Origin of the sequence: Clostridioides sp. ES-S-0049-02 (genome assembly GCF_020658465.1) — a bacterium.
Classification (GTDB): Bacteria; Bacillota; Clostridia; order Peptostreptococcales; family Peptostreptococcaceae; genus Clostridioides.
In genome coordinates this window covers 931167-953873 of the sequence record NZ_JACVWG010000001.1, presented here as the reverse complement: position 1 = coordinate 953873, position 22707 = coordinate 931167, and the positions used below count along the sequence as shown (strand labels likewise).

Sequence of the window (22707 nt, the reverse complement as noted above, 5' to 3'; positions counted from 1 at the left end):
TTATTAATTGTTTATAAATTATCAATCTTGTTAAAACTAGTATATAACATATAAATTACATAAACAATAAATTAAAATTGTAAAATTGATAGATTTTGTGCATATATAGAAAGATATATCCATTTTTATTTTTTTATATCGATTGATAAAGGTTCTTTATAAAATTCAATAGTTCTTTTCCATGATTCAAACTGTCCTTTTGCATTACCTTTTACAGTTCCTCCTGAAGAAAATATTCCTCCAGCCATATTCATAGATAAAGTTTCACTTAGAGGTACAATATATGGAATTGGTAAAGGATGTCCCATCTTATCATATGTTAATAGTTCCACATTATATTGGTAATTATTTCTTTTAAGTTTTTCTATGATTTCTACACAACCATCATAACTATTCCAAATATTATCTTCTTTTCCAGAAATCATAAGAATGTCAGCTTCAGAATTTTCTACTTTTATCCTAGCCTCTTCTTTATTGTCTGCCCTTTCAATACTTTTCTTATAAGTACTGGCAAATCCAAATGGAATTCCTTTTTCTATATCTTTTTTCTGGTCTTCAAAGAATATATTATTGTCTACCTTGATATATGGAAGTGGCTTACCTTTATATGACCATGATGAAGTATCTTTTCCATTCATTTGTCCATCAAGTGCTTGAAAACAATACGCATGAGGCTGTGATACTACTACTTTTTTAATTTGTTTATATCTTGAAGCAAGTAAAAGTGCTAACTCACCACCTTTTGATGTCCCATGTACAAATATTTCTTTAGTATTAGTGATTTCATCTTCACTAATCCATTTAAATATTTTTTCAAAGTATTCTAATGGTACTTCTTCTAACTTACTTGGCAATCCTTCTAGAGCAAAATAAGCAACTGCTAGTACATTGCACCCTCTAGATGCAAGTGGAGCTGCCAGGAGTTCTAAAGCATCTAAATTTCCATCAGAACCCCCTAAAACTAAAATTGTTTTATTACTAGAGTTTTGTTTATAAAATAATTTTCCTATAAATTCATCAGATATATCTTTTGTGATAATATCTTCTGTTTTGAACAATCTCTTCAACTTAACTTCTTTTCTTTCAATATCAGATTCAAATATCATATTCATGATTATTGGTTTATCAATAGATATATTTTCTGCAAAATTTTCACCTTCAGTTTTTGATTTTTTCAGAGAATATATTAACCCCATGCAGTCAGTAGTTTTATAAGTCCCTTCTACAGGTTCAATTGAATCTAAATCCACTTCTCCTTTTTCATTTGAATAAAATACCCCATAAGATGAGAATTCCTCTCCTTTACACCATGGAAATTCCATTTTCATAGATACTCTTAATTTACTATTTGGAATTAAGCCTGAAACTATAACTTTAATTTTATCATCTACAAGTGATTCTGCATTGTATATATTTACTTTCATAATTGATTCCTCCATGTAATAATTATTGCTCATGATTTATATATTTGAAATAGCTTTCTTTAGCAAGCTATGAATAATCCAAATATAAGACATCATGTTGACTATTTCATTATATCAACTCGAACCAATTTAGTCAATATATTGTCTTTTCTATTTACTTAAAATTATTTTAGTAATATGAGCTATTCGTAATTTAAAATTTTGCTTATATTGAGTGATAGAAAAAATAAAACCACTCCTTTAAAGAAATGGTTTTATCTAGAAAATATAAATTATTTTTTAGTAAGCTTAATAAGTATTTTTTATTTAAAATTTTAGTACAAACATGTATTTCTTTATTTATAAATTTTACAAAATTTATGCATTGGCAAAAGTGTATATGGCATTAACCCTTGCTATATATAGATTTTCATCACTACAACCAATATATTTAGCATACTTTTCAATCTTCTCTCTTGCATTTTCAGCATCACTTTCATCGCTCTCTACTAGTTCATTTATATAAAGGTCCATTAAAGAAGCCTTATATTCTTTTATATTATATCCTAAAAATTCAGTTAATCTTTCAATCTCCTTACTAAAATCTCCATCTTCCTTTACCAAAAACTCGTATACATCTTCTCTATATGGATTTAATGTTATTATTTGTTTTACAACCTTACACTCATCTGCTTTTCCAATAAAACCATCTTTGTAATTATTAAACAAGGCATTAGATTTTTTTATAGATTCTTCATCAATATAAGAATGGACTTCACTGACTCTATTTTCTATAAGCGCATCTATTACAGCATAATGAATTTTGAAACAATCATTATACAAATAATTGCTCATTTTTTTTACTGTAGATTCTATTTCTAAAAAATTTGCATGATTATTTTTTTTATTCTTATTTGGTATGATAAAAGTTTTATTTAAGTTATTAAAAAGCCTTTTAAAATCTAAATATTTTTCACAATAAACACTTTTAAAGGTATCAATATCTATAGTTATAATTCCAAAACTCACTATAGTCTCGATTCCTTTCTTAAAAGATTCCTCTATATATTTTTCTCCTAGATTTAGACCTCTATCTGATATTTGTTTTAGATTTTGAAAATTATTTAAACAATCTCTCTCAAAGTTTTTAGAAATTTCTAAAGCATACAATTTAAAAATTTTTCTTATCTTATTATAATTATTTTTTGTATCATCAAACCTGATAATAGCTCCATTTACATCAAATGTAATCATTGAGTTTTAACCTCCCCCATTAGTTTCATCAATAAAATAAATTTAATATAAACTTTATAATCATAATATTAAACTTATTTCTACTATAATTATTAATTTGATGATGAAAGCCATTTTCCTTCTAAATAAAAAATTTGTCTAAAGTTTTTAAAAAAATTAGACAAACTTTAAGTTTTTAATCTCTAAATTACTCCAAATACACCAAATAATATTGGTATAAATATGGCTGGTAATAGATTTGCTACTTTTATATTTGTTAGCTTAAGTACATTTAAACCAAGTCCTATAATTAATAAACTTCCTGCAGCTGTCATTTCTGTAACTACAGGGTCACTTAAAAATCCATTTAAAAATGATGCCCCTAAACATATAATACCTTCATATAAAAATACAGATACAGCAGAAAACATTACACCTATACCTAAAGAAGCTGTAAATATAACAGAAGCTATCCCATCTATTACTGATTTTACAAATAAAGTATCATGGCTTCCTGTAAGTCCACTTTCTAACGAACCAACTACTGCCATAGCCCCTATACAAAATAACAAACTAGATGATATAAAACCTTCAGCAATAGAATCCTTTTTATTGCCTTTAGAAAACCTACTCTGCAAAAATGCACCTAATTTATTTACCCATTTATCAATATCTATTAACTCTCCTATTAAAGCTCCTAAAGCTATAGATATTATTGTCACTAGTGTATTCTTTCCCTCTAGTGCTCCTGATATCCCTATATATAATACACATAGGGCAATTCCATTCATTATAGTATCACTTACTCTTTGAGGTAAACCACCTTTGATTATAAGACCTACTATACACCCACCTGCGATTGCTAGACTATTTGCTATTACTCCAAACATTTTTTCTCCCCTCGATTAGTTAATTAAATTTTGCTTAAGTTCATTAAAAACTTAAATGTCAATGATTTGTAGTGGATATTCCAAATATTCCAAAAATTTTTCAAATCCTTTTTTTGATATATTTACAGTTTTAGTATTTATATTTGGATGAAAATTTAAATACTCTTCTTTAATTACATCCTCATCTATGTAAAGCTCTACTTTTCTTTCTGTATCATTTACTAATGAAAAAGGATTTACACTTCCAGGAAGAAGTTTAAGTACATTGTATAATCTTTCAGGCGAAGCAAATGATAACCTAGAACTTCCTATTTTTTCTTTAACTGAATTTAAATCAACATGTTTATCCCCTCTAACTACAATTAGATAGTATTTGTTTCCTTTAGCATTTCTTAAAAATAAATTTTTACACTGACATCCTTTTGTTATATCATTTAAAATTACTAACTGCTCTGCTGTATATACAGCTTCATGTTCTACTACCTCATATTTAATATTTAACTTATCTAAAATATTGTATATTTTAGTTTCATTTAAATTTACTTCAGTTGCATCTGATAATTCTGTTATTTTATCTTTTACATCACTCATCATGCTATATTCTCCTTTAATACTTTGTATATTACACTTCTCCTGTTTTATAGTAAATATTATTCTACTATGGCTATTGCTCTTACTGGAGCACCATCAGCGTCATTATACTTAAATGGAGCTGCTATAAATAGAAATCTTTCTGGCACAGCTTCTAAATTTGTAAGATTCTCTATTATTATTTTACCTTTTTCAAATAAAATGTGATGTACCTTAAAAGCTGATGTGTCGTATCTATCTACAGATAACATATCAATTCCTATTCCCTTTAGATTACTATCAGCTATATAGTTTGCAGCCTCTTCTGTTAATGTAGGATAACCTACATAATATTGCTTTTTATCCCAAAACTTTGACCAACCTGATTTAAATATTATAAACTCACTACTTTTTATTTCATCTTCATATTTTTTTAGATATTCTAATTCTATGTTTTTGCTTCCTTGCTCAAGTTCTAATACATAAGCCTTACCGACAAAATTTTCTATATCCAATGTATCTAAGGATTCACCTTTAGTATACATATGTTTTGGTGAATCCATATGAGTTCCATTGTGAGAAAATACACTGATTAATGTTTCTTGATATCCATTTTCTTCAATAATAGCTACTTTTTTTATATCAGGTCTATTAGTCTCTGCATATACAGGCATATCATTATGTGTCACATGAGTTAAATCAAAAACCTTCATTTTTTATACCCCCTATGTTTTATTTTCTATTATATACCTAAATTCACTTTATTTCTATTGGATTTTATCCTATTATTGCCAAATTAGTATATACTTTTTATAAAATTTAATGGGTTCATAGAAAAATCTTGAAAAGAATTATCAGTAAATATAACATCTTCTCCTAAAAAACGCTTATATCTTCTTTCTTCTTTTTTTAAAGTAATCCTTTGTTTTTGTGAATGATTATTAAAAACCATTATTTTAAGAGGTGTTTTTCCACCATTTGTTTGTACTCTTTTTAACATATATTTTATATGCATATCAGCCTCTGGAAATGAATACCCACAAAATACCAGAAGGTCAGCCTCTCTCAAAGTTTTTTCTGTCTCATTCCAAACATTACTTAAAAATATATTTGACATATTCTTAAAATATGTTGGTGGAACTATGATTGGTTCTGTCAGTTCTCCACACTCCAAACATTTTGTTTCTGAACTATTTTCAATTAGTTTCATAACACCACCTTCATGTGGTGTAAGAGTTAAACTGTTGCAAATAGGACAGTAAAGCCAGTTCAATGAACCATGTATCTTATAGAGTTTAATTAATGGTTCTTTTGGTTTTCTCCAGTTTAATTCTTCCTTAAAATTAGTAAATTCTACACCATAATCAAGCATAATAGGCAAATCATTTTTATCTCTTAAGCCAGTAACTGTATTGTCTATATGTATATCATAATTTGCACTAATAAAAGTTGTATCAAGGAGTAAATCATTTTGTAAAAGATTTTCAACTAAAAGTTTGTGATATTTATTATCTGTTCTAGGTGTATTATGAATTGCTTCAGCCATCAATAGTATTAAATACTGTCTTAAAAAACGTATACTATCACTTCTATTATTTAAATTTTCAAGTCCAAAATTTCTAAAGGCTTCTCTTCTTTGTTCTGCTAAATCTAAAAGCCCTAAAACTTCTTCAAATGTTGGAAAATTTGCATTATCTAGATTATCTTTTCTTATGTCAATATTAAACATTTGTTTAAAAAAGGCATACAATTCTCTATTCATATCAGTATCATAATTTTTAGGTTTTAATTTCTTAAAGTATTCACTAAATAATTCATTTTGAATGGGTAAATTTTCTGCAGCTGAAGCTCCTGCTCCCAAAAATATAGCTATTTTCATATAATTCCTCCTAATATAAACATTACTATTATTTTTTATATCTATTAAATATTTATCTTATTAACTTATTTAATAATACAACAATAAAGCTGTCTTTTACTAGAAAAAATCCTATTACAAGACAGCTTTATATTTATATTTAAATCTTTAATAATTCATAAATAGAAAGAGCATATATTTTAGCAGCTTTTACAATATCCTCTACTATCAAATGTTCATTAGCTTGATGCTCAGTTTCTGGTTTCCCTGGGAAAATAGCTCCAAAGGCAACACAATTGTCTAAAGCTCTTGCATAAGTTGCTCCTCCAGATGAAAGAGGTGTTCCATCAAGACCAGTTTCCTCTTCATATACTTTTCTCAATGTTTTAACAAGAAGTGTATCTTCTGGAACATAAATTGAATCTAAGAAATCATATTCTTTATAATCTAAATTATATTTATCTGTTATTTTCTTTAGTTCTTTTACAAAATCATCTTTTTTATATGTTACAGGAATTCTTACATCAATTCCAGCAAATTCTTTTTTACTATCAATAGTTACTTTACCTATATTTACTGTTAATTTTCCTGATACATCATCCTTGCAATTAGGAACTATATTGTTTCCATTAGCATCTTCACCAATAACTTCTGCTAAAAACTTAATTATATTAGAATCTATTCCTATATTATTAAGAGCTATACAAAGTCTAGCTACTGCATTTATACCAGTATCACTAGCTGCTGAATGAACACTTTTTCCTATTATACATATTTTATTGCCTTCAACAGTGTATTCAAAACCTAATTTATCTAATTCTTTTTTTAACTTATCAGAATATTTTCCAATATAAACTGCTTTTCCTGGAACTGCATTTAAAGCCTTCCCAACTGATAATTCTATATCACTTTTACTCTCACATGTTAAATGAACTTGTAAAAGACCTTTTTCTGCATTTGTTATTGGAAATCTAGAATCAGGAGTAAATCCATAGTCTGGTACTTCTTCATTATTTTCTTTGTATTTATTTATACATCTCCAAAGATTTTCTTCATCAGCTCCAAAAATGAATCTTATTCTCTTATTTAAATCTATATTTAAATCCATAAGAGCTTTTACTGCATAAATTGCTGATATTGTAGGTCCTTTATCATCTTGTGTTCCTCTTCCATATAACTTACCATCTTCTAAAACACCTTCAAATGGTGGATAATTCCAGCTTTCTAAGTCACCTTCTGGAACTACATCAACATGACCAAGTATACCTATCATTTTTTCACCTTGTCCTATTTCTGCATAGCCATAATATCCATCTTTATATACTGTTTTAAACCCTAAAGATTTACATAAGTCTAAAATACCTCTTAAAGCCTTATCTATATTTTCTCCAAATGGGAAATTTTTAGTTGGCTCAGATATAACACTAGGTATTTTTACACTTTCTTGTATTGAAGAAATCATTTCATCTTGTAGAGAACTTACTTTTTCTTTAATTTGTTCTTTCATAATTATCACCCTTCAATTCTCATCATAATATACTAGTAAATATTTTGACCTTTTAAAAGAAAAATATGCTTACTTTTTTAGTTTTTTTATAAATTCAATTGCTTTTAAAGTACCCATTTTAGAGTGGTCAAATGTAAGCCCTCCTTGGAAGTAAACATTATAAGGAGGTCTTATTGGAGCATCTGCACTTAGTTCTATAGAAGAACCTTGTATAAATGCTCCTGCTGCCATTATAACTTCACTTTCATATCCAGGCATATCCCAAGGTACAGGTTTAACATAAGAATCAACTGGAGCAGCTTCTTGTATTCCTTGGCAAAAACTTATGACTTCATCAGCATTATTAAGTCTAATACACTGAATAATATCACTTCTTAAATCATCATGTTTTGGCAATACATCATATCCTAATTTTTCAAAAGCTCTTGAACAAAATATAGCTCCCATCACAGCTTGAGATACTACATAGGGTGCTAGGAAAAATCCTTGAAGAACATTTCTAGTAGTTCCAAAAGTAAGACCACATTCTTTACCTATTCCAGGAGAAGTCATTCTATATGATATAAGCTCAATTAAATCTTTTCTACCAGCTATATACCCACCTGTTAATGCAAGTCCACCTCCAGGATTTTTTATTAGAGAACCAGCCATAACATCTGCTCCAACATCAGTTGGCTCTTTAGTATCTAGAAACTCACCATAACAGTTATCAACCATTACTATAACTTCTGGTTTAACAGATTTTATTACATCAATGGCTTCTTTTATATCACTAATTGAAAGTGATTTTCTCCAAGAATACCCTTTTGACCTTTGTATCATAACAAGTTTAGTTTTATCATTTATTTTTCTTTTAATTCCTTCTAAATCTAAATTTCCATCTTCTAAAAAATCTACATCATCATATGTAACACCATATTCTTTTAAAGAGCCTTTTTCTTCTCTTATACCTATAACACCCTCTAAAGTATCGTATGGTCTTCCAGTAACAGATAGAATTTCATCTCCTGGTCTGACTATTCCTTGTATACATAAAGTGAGTGCGTGTGTTCCATTTACAATTATTGGTCTTACAAGAGCATCTTCTGTATTAAAAACTTTTGAATAAATTTCCTCTATTTTTTCACGTCCAATATCATTATATCCATATCCTGTAGTCCAATTAAAATGCATGTCACTTAATTTAGATTCTTGCATAGCTTTTAAAACTTTATATTGATTGTATTCTCTTATTTCTTTTATTTCCTCAAACTTATATTTTATATCTTCCATTATTTCTTGTGATAATTTAAAAGTATCATCATCTATCCCATAGTAACCTTTCAATAATTCTTTTGTCTCATTAAGCATTTTATCACCTGTCTCTTTGTTATTTTATTTAAACATATCAAAGGAGACTATTTTACTAAAACAAATAAATTGTAGTTTATAAGTTAGCATAAGTCTCCTTTTAATTATCTTAAATTAAATTAGTTATCTATTGTTATTGTTGTTATTATTTTGATTTTGATTAGTTAAATTAATATATTTACCAGGTTGTATAGTCGAAACAGCATGTTTATAAATCATGTTTTGTTGTCTATTGTCCCCTTCTATCAATATTATATAACTGTCAAATCCTTTTACAAGCCCTTTGACTTGAACTCCATTGACTAAATATATAGTAACAGGTATCCTTTCTTTCCTAGCATTATTTAAAAACAAATCTTGTAAATTTAAAACTGTATTTTTCATTAGATTTGTACCCTCCCAAGATTAAATTGAACATCTAAAATATTCCTATCTTATATTCTATATAAGTTATGATAAATTTTCAATATGAAGTTGTATACTTAAAAATTTATATATATTATTTTATAGAATTTTTAATATATATAATTATTTCATTTTTTAATAAATCTATATCTTCATATTTATCCAAATCAAACCATTTTGCTGTTTCATATCTTTTAAACCAAGTTATCTGACGTTTTGCATACCTTCTAGAATCCCTTTTTATTATTTCAATGGCCTCTTCATATGTATATTCTCCATCTAGATACTTCAACATCTCTTTGTATCCTATACCTTGCATTGATATCATATCTTTTTTAAATCCCATATTTAGGAGTTTTTTAACTTCTTCAACTAAACCACTCTCTATCATGATATCGACTCTCATATTTATTCTTTCATACAAATGCTCTCTATCTCTATTCAAAACTATTATTATAGGTTGATAATCGTCATTAAATTTTAAGTCACTTGAAAAATCATTCATTTTATTACCACTTAAACAAACTTCAAGTGCTCTTATAACTCTCTTTGTATTGTTTTTATGAATTCTATCAGCAGCTTCTTCATCAAGTGATTTTAATCTATCATGCATGTAATCTATTCCATTCTCAAGAAGTTGTTTTTGAAGCTCTTTTCTTAATTCATTATTAGCATCAGATTTTGCAAAATCCATATTGTATATTAAAGAATTGAGATAAAGACCTGTTCCTCCAGTCACTAAAATACACTTTCCCTTTTGATTTATTTCAGATATATATTTTTTTGCCCTTTGTTGAAATTCTGAAACTGAAAATGGATAGTCAGGTTTAACCTCATCTATAAGATAATGCTTTACTCCTTGCATTTCCTCAGATGTAACTTTTGCACTTCCAATATCCATATATTTATATATTTGCATAGAATCTGCTGAAATTATCTCTGCATCCATATCTTTTGCTAACTTTATTGACAAATCAGTCTTTCCAACAGCAGTTGGACCTGTAAGTATTATAAGTGGTATTTTTTTCATAACATTCCTTTCCATATATTTTAAATATCCAAAATATTTTACATAATTCTTTTAAACATTTTTTCTATTTCGGTCTTAGAAATTTCAACCATTATAGGTCTACCATGAGGACACGTAAATGGATTCTCACAATTTTCTAATTGTTCCAATAAGCTTTTTATCTCAATATCATATATTTTATCATTTGCTTTTATAGCAGACCTACATGCCATAGATGCAAATCTCTCACCTTTTAAATCATAATTACTTGTAATCTCATCTATATTATCAATTATTTGAAGTATAAACTTTTCAGTTTCTGGAATTCCAAATATAGTTGGAACACATCTTATCATTACATGATTGTTGCCAAAAACTTCTAATTCGAAACCAAATTTCATAAATAACTCTAAATTATTTTCAATTTGAAGCATATCTACATTTGATACTTCAAGAATTACTGGGTCTAAAAGTATTTGCATATTGATATCTTGTCTATAGAACTTATCCATATATCTCTCATACAAAACTCTTTCATGTGCAGCATGTTGGTCTAACAAATACATAGAATCATCTTTACTTAGAATTATATAAGTATTAAATACGACTCCAATTACAGAATATCCATATAAAGAAAATCTTTGTTTTGAATTAGTTAAATATTCCTCTTGGCTGTCTTTAATACTTCTTTCTAAATAATTACTATCTTCATTTTTAGAACTATCAATTTGTTTAGGCCTATCAACTTGAAATTCTTCTTGTATATTGTCATTTACAACCTCTTCTTCTAAAGAGCCCGTATTTTTTAATTCATTTTCTATATTTGCATTTAAAACTTCGCTTACAGAAGGAAATTCGTCTATTGGTTTTTCACTTGATAAACTTACAACTTCAATGAATTCATCTTTATCTTTAGTTGTATTATTATTTTTTGAATTAGCTTCAATGAAGTTCTTATTTTTAAATTCATAATCTGTACTTTTTTCTCTACTATTGATAGCAATTCGAGGCTGCGTTTTTTTATCATTATATGTAGCATACTTTCCAATAAGGTTAGAATGTATTAATTTAACTTTTAAAAAATCTCTTAGCTCTATATACACTTCTTGTTCTTTTTCAAATTTAACTTCAAGCTTATTAGGATGTATATTTACATCAATACCTGCTGGGTCTACTTCTATATTTAAAAAACAAACAGCATGCTTACCTATTGGAATTATAGACTTATAACTTTCAGTTATTGCATCTATAATTATTTTACTTTTTACAAATCTTTTATTTATATAGATATGTTGCAAGTTTTTATTGGAACGATAGATGTTATTATTTCCTATATATCCATCAATTTTAAAGTGATTGCATTTAAATTCTATATTTATTAGGTTTTCCGTTATTTCTTTTCCATATATACTCCTAATAGTATTTATGAGCTTTCCATCACCTGGTGTATTTAACATTTGTTTATTATTATTTGTATATTTAAATTGGATATTAGGATTGCCTATTGCAAGCTTATTTATCAAATCACTTATGTTTATGGTTTCAGCATGGGTAGATTTCAAAAATTTCTGTCTTGCTGGTGTATTAAAGAAAATCTCTTTTATAATGATTGTTGTACCATTAGTGGAACCAATTGGCTCCTTTGAAACTATTTTTCCACCTTCTACAAATATTTTAGTTCCAACCATTTCATCTTTGGTTTTAGTAATCATTTCTAATTTTGATATAGCTGAAATAGATGCTAATGCTTCTCCTCTAAATCCAAGAGAGTACAAATCATATAAATCATCAATTTTTTTAATTTTACTAGTAGCATGTCTTAAAAATGATTTCTCAACTTCGCTTGAAGGTATTCCTATTCCATTATCTGTGATTTTAATTAAGGTTTTTCCTCCATCAATGATATCTATAGAAATCTTATTTGCACCTGCATCAATAGAATTCTCAATTAATTCTTTTAATGCAGAAGACGGTCTTTCTACTACTTCTCCTGCTGCTATTTTATTTATAGTCAAATCATCTAGGATGTTAATTATATTTTTCATTTTTACACCTCTAAGATTTTATTTCTTTTGCTTTTTTTTGAAGATTGTAAAGAGAATTTATAGCATCTAATGGAGTCATATTTAAAATATCTAAGTTTAAAATTTCTTCTGACAATATATCTCTCTTTACACTATCAAAAGATATTTGAGTTAGTGCTAATTCCTTTACAGAATCTTCTTTATCAATTTCTTCTTTACTATCCTTTTTCTTCATTGAAATAACTTCATCGTTTAACGTTTTAAACTTAGAATTTAGTTTATCATAATCCTTTTTCATGTGTTTATAATCTTTTACTATAAGCTCATGCTCTATTTTTAGAGATTCGTATTTATTTTTAAAATTGCTCTGATTTACCTTAAGTAGTTCTTCATCTAAATCCTTATTAATCACAATAGTTTTTTCTTTATCTCCATTTATTGCTACACTGTTATAAACATGATTTTTTTCTAAATCCTTAAGTATATATTTTGCTCTATCTATGACTTCATCTGGCAATTTAGCTAATTTAGCAACATAGATTCCATAACTCTTATCTGCACCTTGAGGAATTATTTTTCTTAAAAATATTATTCCCTCTCCATCTTCTTTAACTGCTATTGAATAATTTTTAACCTCTTTAAATTCTTCTTCTAAATCAGTAAGTTCATGATAATGTGTTGCAAATAGTGTCTTACATCTAATATTCTTTTGAATATATTCTACTATTGACCATGCTAAACTTATACCATCATAAGTACTAGTTCCACGTCCTATTTCATCTAAAATAACTAAGCTTCTTTCAGTAGCATTTTTTAATATAAGAGATACCTCATTCATCTCTACCATAAAAGTAGATTGTCCTTGAGATAAATCATCACTAGCCCCTACTCTTGTAAATATTCTATCTAATATCGGTACATTAGCATATTCTGCTGGAACAAAAGAACCTATATGTGCCATAAGTGCTATTATAGCAGTTTGTCTCATATATGTTGACTTACCAGACATATTAGGTCCAGTTATTATGTTAATGATGTTTTCTCCACGATTTAAATATGTATCATTTGGAACAAAATTTTCTTCACCTACTATATTTTCAACAACTGGATGTCTACCATTTCTTATATCGAGTTTATTATTTTCGTTTATCTGTGGTTTTATATAGTTGTTTATGTGAGCAACTGTTGCCAAAGATACAAAAACGTCTATATTAGCTATAATCTTAGCTACTTTTTGTATTCTGTCTATATTTTTATATATAGTATCTCTTATACTTACAAATATCTCATATTCTAGAGATTTAATTTTCTCTTCAGCATGTAGTATCTTTTCTTCTATTTCTTTTAACTCTGGAGTTATATATCTTTCTGCATTACTAAGTGTCTGCTTTCTTATATATGTCTCATCTAGTTTTGCTTGTTTAAAGTTAGCCTTTGTTATTTCTATATAATATCCAAATACTTTATTAAATCCTATTTTTAATGATTTAACTCCCGTCTTTTCTCTTTCTCTATTTTCTATTTCTTTTATAAGAAAAGCACCATTTTTAGAAATATCCCTCAATTCTTTAAGTTCATCACTAAAATCAGACTTAATTATATTCCCATCTTTTATAGTTATTGTAGGTTCTTCCAAAATGGCTTCATCTATTAAACTGTATATATCATCCAACTTGTCCATTTCTGATACATACTCTTTTAATCTATTTGCATTTGATAAGTCTATTGTGTCTTTTAGATTTGGTAATTTTTCTACTGAATTTTTTAAGTGAACTAATTCTTTTGGTGTTACTCTTTCAAATGCTATTTTCCCACATATTCTTTCTATATCATATATATTTTTAAGTATATCATTTAAATCTTCTCTTAGTATAAAATCATCTTTTATTTCTTCTATTACATTTAATCTATTTTCAATTTTAGGTTTATTTATCAGAGGCTCTTCTACATATTTTCTTAGAAGTCTTCCTCCCATCGCAGTAGATGTTTTGTCTAAAACATGTAATAGTGAACCTTTCTTTTTATTTCCTCTTATAGTCTGAGTAAGTTCTAAATTAGTTCTAGTAAACATATCTAAGACCATATACTCTGATGAATTGTATATATTTATATTATTAATATTGGATGTTATCTGCTTTTGAGTGTTATATATATAGTTTAGAAGAATTGATAAACTCGATTTTATAAGACCCTTATCATCAAACTTTAATTTTTGTAGATAAACCTCTGGAAAATACTCTTTTAATATATTTATATCTAAATAGTTTTCGCTAAAACTTTCATTTATGTATATGTTGCTTACAGTAGCTATATCTCTAAGTTTTTCTATAAAATTCAAATCATTTATAATTATTTCTGTAGGATGAATTTTTGCAATTTCTTCTATTACTTTATCTTCATTCAGACAAGTTGCATTAGCTTCTCCTGTACTTATATCTACATAAGTTAAACCTATATTGGCGTCATCTTTATATAAAGATAATAAATAATTATTCTTTTTATTTTCAAGTAAATTTCCATCTAGAACTGTTCCAGGAGTAATAACTCTTATTACCTCTCTCCTAACAATTCCTTTTGCAGTAGATGGGTCTTCCATTTGCTCACCTATTGCTACTTTATATCCATTTTCTACTAACTTTGATATATATGAATTGGCTGAGTGAAATGGTACTCCACACATAGGAGCACGTTCTTCTAAACCACAGGCTTTCCCTGTTAATGCTATTTCAAGAGCTTTTGAAGCTACTAATGCATCTTCAAAAAACATTTCATAAAAATCTCCCAATCTAAAAAACAGTATACAATCTTTATATCTATTTTTTACTTCAAGATACTGTTTCATCATAGGAGTTAATTTATTCATATCTATTTGCATTATTAAACCTCCTTCTTTTCTAATTAAATATTATATCATAGTACTTGATTATTATTAACATAATATATAAAATTTTGACGTATAACTAAAAAACAATCCAAAATGCTGATTGCACTTTGGATTGTTAAGTTTAATAATCACTAAGTAAAAACGTATAGAATTTTATAATAAAGATATTATCTCTTTTTTCAGTTTAATAACATTCTCAAGATTATCTTCATTTATATTTCTATTATCTATGATAAATTCTTTTTTTACTATTGATGGTTTTTTTGAGATAACATAAATTCTATTTGATAACATTATAGCTTCATCAATATCATGAGTTATAAGAAGTATCGTTGAATTTACTTTTTTCTTAACTTCTAAAAGCCATTTTTGCATAGATGTTTTAGTTAATGAATCGAGTGCACCAAAAGGTTCATCTAAAAGCATTATGTCATTAGAATTTATAAAAGTTCTCAAAAAATTAGCTCTTTGTCTCATACCTCCGGAAAGTTCTGCTGGATATTTATACTCATACCCTTCCAAACCAAAAACCTCAAAGTAGTGTTTTACCATAGACCTAGCTTTGCTCTTTTTTTCTTTTTTTAGTACCAATGGAAGAGACACATTATCTATTATAGTTTTATATGGTAAAAGTAAATCTTTTTGATACATGTAGCTATAATTACCGTTTATGTTTACCATACCACTATTATAGTCTGTCAATTGAGTTATAATATTAAAGATAGTACTTTTTCCACATCCGCTTGGTCCCAATATAGAAACAAATTCGCCTTCATAAACATCAATACTTATATCTTTTAAAACATCTACATCTTTATATGTCTTTGATACATTTTCTATAGATATTTTTGCCTTTTTATTGTGGTAAGAATTCATTTGTGTAAGCATCACTTGCCTTCATATCCTTATCTATTAATTTATATTCTTTTAAGAATGATGTATAGTTATTCCATACACTATCTTTCATTTCTCCCCATCTTGGTGCATCATCTTTATATTTACTTGCTAAATATTCTTGACTCTTTATTGCTAGTTTTTCATCTACCTCAGGAGCATGCTTTACTAAAATTTTTGCAGCATCTTCAGGATTTTTTATTGCATACTCATAACCTTTTGTTGTAGCTTTTAAGAATTTCTTAGCAAGTTCTGGATTGTCTTTAAGTACAGTCTCATTAGAAATTATAAGTGGTGTATAATAATCTAATCTTTCATCTAGGTCTTTTACTGGTATAAAGTTTAAATCATAATCAATTAAATTAGCTTTAACTACATCCCAACCTTCAAATATCCATGCAAAATCTACAGTTTTCATAGCTGCAAAGAAATCATCTTGACCAGTATTAACTATCTTTAATTTATTAAAGTCAGCTCCATTTTTATTCATAACTGCTTTAAAAACAGCTTCTTCTGATGGAGAACCCCAACCTCCATAAGTTTTTCCTTCAAAATCTTTTGCTGTAGTTATGTTTTTTTCTTTTGGAGATGCAAATCCAGAAGTATTGTGTTGTATAACAGTAGCTACAGCTTTTATTGGAAGTGGGTCTTCACTAGTTTTTGCGTAAGTAACTTGCTCTTGATAACTTATACCAAAGTCAGCCTTTCCTGTTGCTACTAAAGTCTCAGCTCCACTTTCAGGTGGTTGTACTATTTCAACATCCAAGCCTTCTTCTTTATAATAACCTTTATCAAGCGCCACAAATAATCCAGTATGATTAGTATTTGGTGTCCAATCAAGTACAACAGTCACTTTTTTAGAAGAAGTATCTTTACTATTTTTTTTGTCTTTATCACTATTATTTCCAGAAGAACATCCAGTTATTGTTGCTAATGTAAGAGCACTTACTAAACCTAATATTCCTAATTTTTTGAAATTCATAATATCCTCCCTCAAGTACATTTAATCTTCTAATCTATGTTTTATAACAACTTTTTTTATAGCTTGTACAATTCCTACAAATATTAAGCTAAATATAACTACTAATATAGTAGATGCAAATACTTTATCAAGTGCATATGCACTTTTTGACCTTAGCATATAAACACCAAGACCTTTAGTTCCACCTAACCACTCTGCAACAGTTGCTGCCATTACAGCATAAGTAGCAGATATTTTAAGTCCAGAAAAAAATTTATCCATTGACATAGGAAATTTAAGATGAATAAAAGTATTAATCTTATTTGAATTCATAGTCTTAAACAAATTTAAATAATCTTTATCAATATTCTCAATACCATCTACAAAACTTATTAATATAGGGAAAAAACACGTAAGTGTTACCATCAATATTTTTGGCATTGTTCCAAAGCCAAACCAAATCATAAAAAGTGGAGCTATTATTATTGTAGGTATCATTTGAGTCACTAACATAATAGGATAAAGACATTTTTTTATTATCAATACAAAATCCATTAATATTCCAATTATTAAAGATATTATTATTGCAACTATAAAGCCAAATATTGCTTCTCCTATAGTAACCATGGCATGCATGGATAAATTTTGATAATCTTTAAAAAATACATTAATTATATCTATTGGTGTAGGCAGTATATATTGAGGAACTCTTAAAACTTCTACCACAGATTGCCAAAAAATAAGTATAAACAAAAATGTTGCTATTGGATATATACTATTTTTGACTTTATCTATGATTTCTAAGTTTATCATCTATAGTTAAACCTCCAGCTTTTTCATCTACTCTAGCTACTGTTATAACTCTTTCACATCCAAGATTAAAAGGGATTTTATGTACTTTTTTTAGCAGTTCAAAAACTTCATCAAAATCACCTTCAACAGTAGTACTCATTGCTCCTATTTCACATTTAAGACCACTGTTTTCAATTTCTGCTATACAAGCATCTACTACTTTATACATTTCTTCTTCACCTTTGTAAGGTCTTAGTGGCATTACTGCTATGTCTGCAATTACCATTTAAATCACTCCTTTTAAAATAATTAATACCTACTAGGTATATTTTGTTTTTTATTAAAATATTTTATAGATAAAAACATAGTATATTTAAATAAAATAAAAGTCTTATCCAAAATAGGATAAGACTTATTTTTATCTTTACTGGTCTCCCTACACTGGCATTATCCAAACAGGTTCAAAGGGTCGAGATAAAATCTCCTCTCAGCATATTAGCTCCCCGAAATATATTATATCTTTTCTACTTGATTATACTACACTTATCATATTTTAACAAATTTTTTATTTATATCATATATTTTATTTGTATTAAAATTTACAAAACTACTATAGTAGTTTATGATTTATTGTCTTTATTCTCACTAATTTTGTAAAATTTCAATAACCATCTTTGATTTACTATAGCTTTATTCTGTTAATGCTATTATTTTTGATATAATAGATTTTTATACACATATATTTATTATCTATACTCTTTTTAATATATTGAACACTTCCTGTTGATTAATTTTGTGCTACTTCATCAATATAATTCAAATAGATTAATAATATAACTTTACAGTTCCTTTTACACAACAAGCTTTATTACATAATTTACTTGTATGTTTTATTTTTAAAGGACAAAATAACTTTTATATTTAATTTTTTTAGTTTATATATTGAAAAATAAAACGTTTTCCTGTAATATTATAATCGTAGAATAAAACTAACTAGGCAAAACTAGAGAAATTTAGTGACGCAAAGCTATAGGGACTAACACTTATAAAATAAGTTATGTCAGCCAGTTGCCAAAAAGATATTTTCTTTTTGTTTTTTATGAAAGTTTTTTAGGGGGATAAATAATATATGTTTATGAATAAAATAGATAGATGTACACATATACTAACTGCCTATATATGTAGTTCATATGACTACTGTAATTTTATAGATACGCAGTTAAACGATTTTATACTAGAGTATGGTGAAAATGTTGTGGAATCTTGTTTACATCAAGTGATGGTATTGGTAAGTAAGTATAATTAAATGGATTTTATTTTCTAGAAAACCCTTTTTAGTTTTATCTACATTTTAAATGTATTATTGATATAAAATTGATAAAAAAAAGATATCATTTGTATAATCATGTTGCTCAATTTCCTTATGAGTATGCCCTGCTACTATCGCATCAATTCCATCAACTTCTTTAGCTAGTTCTTGTATTCTATTACCTGGATTTTTAGGCTTTTTAGGTTTTTCTCCACTATGTACTACGGCTAATAGTATATCTGGATTTTCTTTTTCTTTTATTTCCTTCACCCATTTTTTAGCATCATCTATCATATCATTCATATATAAATCCTGGTATGTAGCCATATCTTTTAAATCTCTGGACTTAGCCTTAATTTTATTTTCGTTTTCATCAAAATCCCATCCTTCTCCGACTTCTTTGATTGTAAGACCAAGTATACCAAGCTTAACTTCACCATATTTTGTTTCAATTGTATTTATTGTGTAAGGTTTAACATAACTTGAACTGTTACTATTATATGTATTCGCAGATAAAACTTCTATATTTTCACTATTAAATTCATTTATCATTTTATCTAAATTTTTTTTAGAGCTAGAAACAAACTCATGATTACCAAGCACTACTGCATCATATTTAACTTCACTCATTTGTCTAACTATAGGTACTTCTTTTTTAATTACTTCATCTTTTTCGTAAGCATCTCGAGCCTCACTAAGATATTGCTCCATTGCTCCTAAACCATCCGAATCATAAAAATCTCCTGCATCTACTAATGTTATATTAGAGTCTTTTTTTCTTTCTTCGTTTATTTTTTCAGCTACATTATAGGTAACTTCTCCATGTAAGTCTGTAGTTGCTAATATATTGATTTCAGTGATTTTATCATTTTTAGAATTAGTGCAACCTGTCAATATCATTAGAATTGATATTAAACATAAACTTAATACTTTGGCTTTACTTTTAAAATTCATTTTATCCCCCTATAAAACTTAATATACATAAAGTATAACAGTTGAACTAACAAACTAATTTACACCAAAATATATATTAGCGTAATTAATAAGCTAATTTATTCTCAATAAATCTCTAAATGTATTATTTAAAATTTACATTACTCATCTGTATTAACCTGTCCTAAGTATTTAAAATTAGAATTCTTATTTACAATAGTTAATTGTTTTGGTAATGAATAAATTAATGATTTAGAATCAATTATATCTATTTTAAAATATGTAATCAATGATAATAAACATAAAATTAATGCCATTAAATTTCCTGTTTTATTTTTTTCATTAAACATATTAGATACTCTTTTTTTTATATCTGATTTCTTATGCAGTCCAGCTACAAATTTATTTGAAGAATTTAAATCTTTTTTCATTGCACCTATAATAGTCAAAGCATACTCTTTTTTATCTTCTATACTACGATTTTTTAAAACTCTTTCATCACAATAAAGTTCACAATCTAAATCTATAACTTTATCCATAATGTACATAAAAGGATTAAACCAATATACTATTTTTAAGAATAATACTAAATATTTAATATAAATGTCTTTACTCTTAAAATGCATAAGTTCATGTCTAAATATCCATTCAAGTTCTTTTAATTTATAATCATATGGTGGTAAAAGAACACAGAAATTAAAAAATGACGGAGTTTCAACTTCATGAGAATATTTAATCTTTACATTTTTATTTATATTAAGCTCTTTTAATAAACTATCATAAAGATTGTTTATGTCTTCATCATCAACATCATAGGACAAATCCTCTATCAGATTTTTAAGCTTAATATATTTCCATAAAGTAGAAATCAAATAAAATATCGTAACAGTAATCCAAATAGACACTAAAATAATAGTACACAAAGTAGAAATATTGTTAAAACCTTCTAAATTTACCTTATTAATATTGTGTTGATATTTCAATTCATTAAATGCAAAAGTATAATATGTAAATGGTAATAATAGTTTTATAATGACAATAAACCATATATAATAGTTAAATTTTCTACTGAAAGTTTTAAAAATAGTCATTCTAAAAACTAATAAGAGAACTATAAATAAACTACTTACTAAAACGGTTCTAAAAAAATCGTTTAAAATTGAAATCATAAATTTTCACCCCCTTATTCTAGAGTGAATTGTGGAATATTTAAAAAACAAGCACCAATATAAAAATAGCAACAGGACTATGTCTTTCTTAATACAAAGAATTCCTTCATGACACCAGTTAAAAATTCCAATATCTTTTGACAGTTGACATACTTAAATTTAATTAAATAGGATAATGACTTTTAGGTATAGCTTTTCTTTTATCTCTTTTAAGACATAATCGAGTCATCCTCTATTATCAATAAGCATAGTTGGTTTTAATTTTATTCCATCCGAATCTTTTTTTATAAAAATTTAAATACTTCTTTTATATAATTTTGATTGTAACATAGAGCATGACATAATACCACAAGAGCTATTCTATAAATAAAGAATACTCAAATATTTTTCATAATTACGCTACAATTGTTAAATGATACAAAAATAGTATAAAAGACTATAAGGATTGTTACAAAGATTTATTCTACATTTGACAGAAAGACACCCAAATATTAGAATTAAAGAAACATATGATTTCTTCATTTTTGGCGGATAAAGCCTATACAAAATAAACTATACAGAATCTAAGGAGATTATTTAAATGAATAAAAAATTAATTGGAATTTTGGCTGGGATGGGCCCAAGGTCAACAGCGCCATTTGTTGATTTAATTATTGATGAATGTCAGTCTCAGTATGGAGCGAGATACGATGAAGAGTTTCCTGAAATTATGATATATTCCTTACCTACTCCATTTTATATTGACCGCGCAATAAATCATGAACTTATGAAAAAAACTATCATTAAGGGTCTAAAAAAACTTGAATCAATTGGAACAAACTTTATTGCGATGCCGTGCAATTCAGCTCATATATATTTTGAAGAATTGAAAGAATCAATAGGTATTCCATTATTAAATATTGTAGAAGAAACTATTAAATATTTACCTGCTACGCCACAAAAAGTAACTCTACTTTCAACAAGTTCAACATTTGAATCTACAATTTATCAAAAAGGTATAACAAAAGCTGGTCATGAATTTATATTTAAAGAAGAATGGCAAAAAAAGATAAATGCTCTTATACAAAACATAAAAACAGATAAGAATAATCCACAAAATATCAATATTTGGAATGAACTTCTAGAAAGTATAAAATTTGAATCTATTGAAAACATAGTGATTGCTTGCACTGATTTAAATGTTGTCTTGGAAAATATACAACCATCAATTAACATTATTGATTCGTCAAAATGTTTAGCAGAGTCAGTTATTAAGAAATATTTAGAGTTAGAAAAATAGAATTTACTCTATTTTTAATTTATAAATATTTTAGATAAATTATTCATAAAAAAGTAAAGCAGTAAGATTATCTTACCACTTTACTTTTTTATAAATACTCACTTTTTTATTTTTGATGATGATTCTAAAATAAAATTCACCTTAATGAGATTGTAAAAATAAAAAAATGAATGTCAGTTAAAATAGAAATATATTTTTCAATTAAAGGTCACAAAATTATTTTATAATACTTTAGTT

General features: G+C 26.8%; 20 protein-coding genes and 2 riboswitches. Of the genes, 2 read left to right on the top strand and 18 right to left on the bottom strand.

The annotated features are described in order from the left end of the window. Positions 1-125: 125 nt before the first annotated feature. The 16 genes from IC213_RS04255 to IC213_RS04180 all read right to left on the bottom strand — a co-directional run bounded on the left by IC213_RS04255 (position 126) and on the right by IC213_RS04180 (position 18066). Positions 126-1424: an acyl-CoA thioesterase/bile acid-CoA:amino acid N-acyltransferase family protein gene (locus IC213_RS04255; protein WP_227862773.1), complete on the bottom strand. Its 1299-nt coding sequence runs from the start codon at positions 1422-1424 to the stop codon at positions 126-128. Between the two features lie 357 nt (positions 1425-1781). Beyond that, a complete protein-coding gene (locus IC213_RS04250) occupies positions 1782-2657 on the bottom strand; it encodes a kinase (RefSeq protein ID WP_227823948.1) in 876 nt (291 codons plus the stop codon). Positions 2658-2839: 182 nt separating this feature from the next. After that, positions 2840-3526: a DUF554 domain-containing protein gene (locus IC213_RS04245; RefSeq protein ID WP_227435139.1), complete on the bottom strand. Its 687-nt coding sequence runs from the start codon at positions 3524-3526 to the stop codon at positions 2840-2842. 51 nt (positions 3527-3577) lie between these two features. Then, entirely contained in the window at positions 3578-4117 is a 540-nt protein-coding gene (locus tag IC213_RS04240) for a prolyl-tRNA synthetase associated domain-containing protein (RefSeq protein WP_227435138.1), read from the bottom strand. 59 nt (positions 4118-4176) lie between these two features. After that, on the bottom strand, positions 4177-4809 hold the full coding sequence (locus IC213_RS04235) for a cyclase family protein (RefSeq protein ID WP_227482638.1): 633 nt from the start codon (positions 4807-4809) through the stop codon (positions 4177-4179). 83 nt (positions 4810-4892) lie between these two features. Further along, positions 4893-5975, bottom strand: coding sequence for an SIR2 family protein (locus IC213_RS04230; protein WP_227435136.1), 1083 nt, complete (start codon positions 5973-5975; stop codon positions 4893-4895). Positions 5976-6114: 139 nt separating this feature from the next. Further along, positions 6115-7461 (bottom strand): M20 family metallopeptidase, encoded by a 1347-nt coding sequence (locus tag IC213_RS04225; RefSeq protein ID WP_227862772.1) that lies wholly within the window; start codon positions 7459-7461, stop codon positions 6115-6117. Positions 7462-7530: 69 nt separating this feature from the next. Continuing rightward, positions 7531-8811, bottom strand: coding sequence for a methionine gamma-lyase family protein (locus IC213_RS04220; protein ID WP_227435134.1), 1281 nt, complete (start codon positions 8809-8811; stop codon positions 7531-7533). A 123-nt stretch (positions 8812-8934) separates the two neighbouring features. Continuing rightward, on the bottom strand, positions 8935-9195 hold the full coding sequence (hfq, locus tag IC213_RS04215) for an RNA chaperone Hfq (RefSeq protein WP_003428780.1): 261 nt from the start codon (positions 9193-9195) through the stop codon (positions 8935-8937). A gap of 115 nt (positions 9196-9310) precedes the next feature. Beyond that, entirely contained in the window at positions 9311-10246 is a 936-nt protein-coding gene (gene miaA, locus IC213_RS04210; protein WP_227482636.1) for a tRNA (adenosine(37)-N6)-dimethylallyltransferase MiaA, read from the bottom strand. 38 nt (positions 10247-10284) lie between these two features. Continuing rightward, on the bottom strand, positions 10285-12270 hold the full coding sequence (gene mutL, locus IC213_RS04205; RefSeq protein WP_227482635.1) for a DNA mismatch repair endonuclease MutL: 1986 nt from the start codon (positions 12268-12270) through the stop codon (positions 10285-10287). Between the two features lie 10 nt (positions 12271-12280). After that, a complete protein-coding gene (gene mutS / locus IC213_RS04200; RefSeq protein WP_227862771.1) occupies positions 12281-15124 on the bottom strand; it encodes a DNA mismatch repair protein MutS in 2844 nt (947 codons plus the stop codon). A 162-nt stretch (positions 15125-15286) separates the two neighbouring features. Beyond that, complete coding sequence (locus tag IC213_RS04195) at positions 15287-16021, bottom strand: ABC transporter ATP-binding protein (RefSeq protein ID WP_227482633.1); 735 nt, start codon at positions 16019-16021, stop codon at positions 15287-15289. After that, the gene (locus tag IC213_RS04190) at positions 15990-17009 is read right to left on the bottom strand and encodes an ABC transporter substrate-binding protein (RefSeq protein WP_227482632.1); all 1020 of its coding nucleotides are present in this window, start codon (positions 17007-17009) and stop codon (positions 15990-15992) included. Before IC213_RS04190 ends, IC213_RS04195 begins: the two co-directional genes overlap by 32 nt. 21 nt (positions 17010-17030) lie before the next feature. Further along, a complete protein-coding gene (locus IC213_RS04185) occupies positions 17031-17801 on the bottom strand; it encodes an ABC transporter permease (RefSeq protein ID WP_227482631.1) in 771 nt (256 codons plus the stop codon). Continuing rightward, a complete protein-coding gene (locus IC213_RS04180; protein ID WP_227435128.1) occupies positions 17776-18066 on the bottom strand; it encodes an MTH1187 family thiamine-binding protein in 291 nt (96 codons plus the stop codon). Before IC213_RS04180 ends, IC213_RS04185 begins: the two co-directional genes overlap by 26 nt. A gap of 130 nt (positions 18067-18196) precedes the next feature. Next, positions 18197-18296: riboswitch (TPP riboswitch) on the bottom strand. Positions 18297-18766: 470 nt separating this feature from the next. Further along, positions 18767-18856: riboswitch (cyclic di-GMP riboswitch) on the top strand. Between the two features lie 53 nt (positions 18857-18909). Between IC213_RS04180 and IC213_RS04175 the strand changes: the two genes are divergently transcribed. Beyond that, a complete protein-coding gene (locus tag IC213_RS04175; RefSeq protein WP_227435127.1) occupies positions 18910-19086 on the top strand; it encodes a hypothetical protein in 177 nt (58 codons plus the stop codon). Between the two features lie 54 nt (positions 19087-19140). On the opposite strand, the gene IC213_RS04170 is transcribed toward IC213_RS04175, so the two are convergent. Both IC213_RS04170 and IC213_RS04165 read right to left on the bottom strand, forming a co-directional pair. Continuing rightward, positions 19141-20043, bottom strand: a complete 903-nt coding sequence (locus IC213_RS04170) for a metallophosphoesterase (protein WP_227862770.1) — start codon at positions 20041-20043, stop codon at positions 19141-19143. A 140-nt stretch (positions 20044-20183) separates the two neighbouring features. Continuing rightward, positions 20184-21191, bottom strand: a complete 1008-nt coding sequence (locus IC213_RS04165; RefSeq protein ID WP_227862769.1) for a M56 family metallopeptidase — start codon at positions 21189-21191, stop codon at positions 20184-20186. 580 nt (positions 21192-21771) lie between these two features. Between IC213_RS04165 and IC213_RS04160 the strand changes: the two genes are divergently transcribed. Beyond that, positions 21772-22470, top strand: coding sequence for an aspartate/glutamate racemase family protein (locus IC213_RS04160; protein WP_227834324.1), 699 nt, complete (start codon positions 21772-21774; stop codon positions 22468-22470). Positions 22471-22707: the final 237 nt, after the last annotated feature.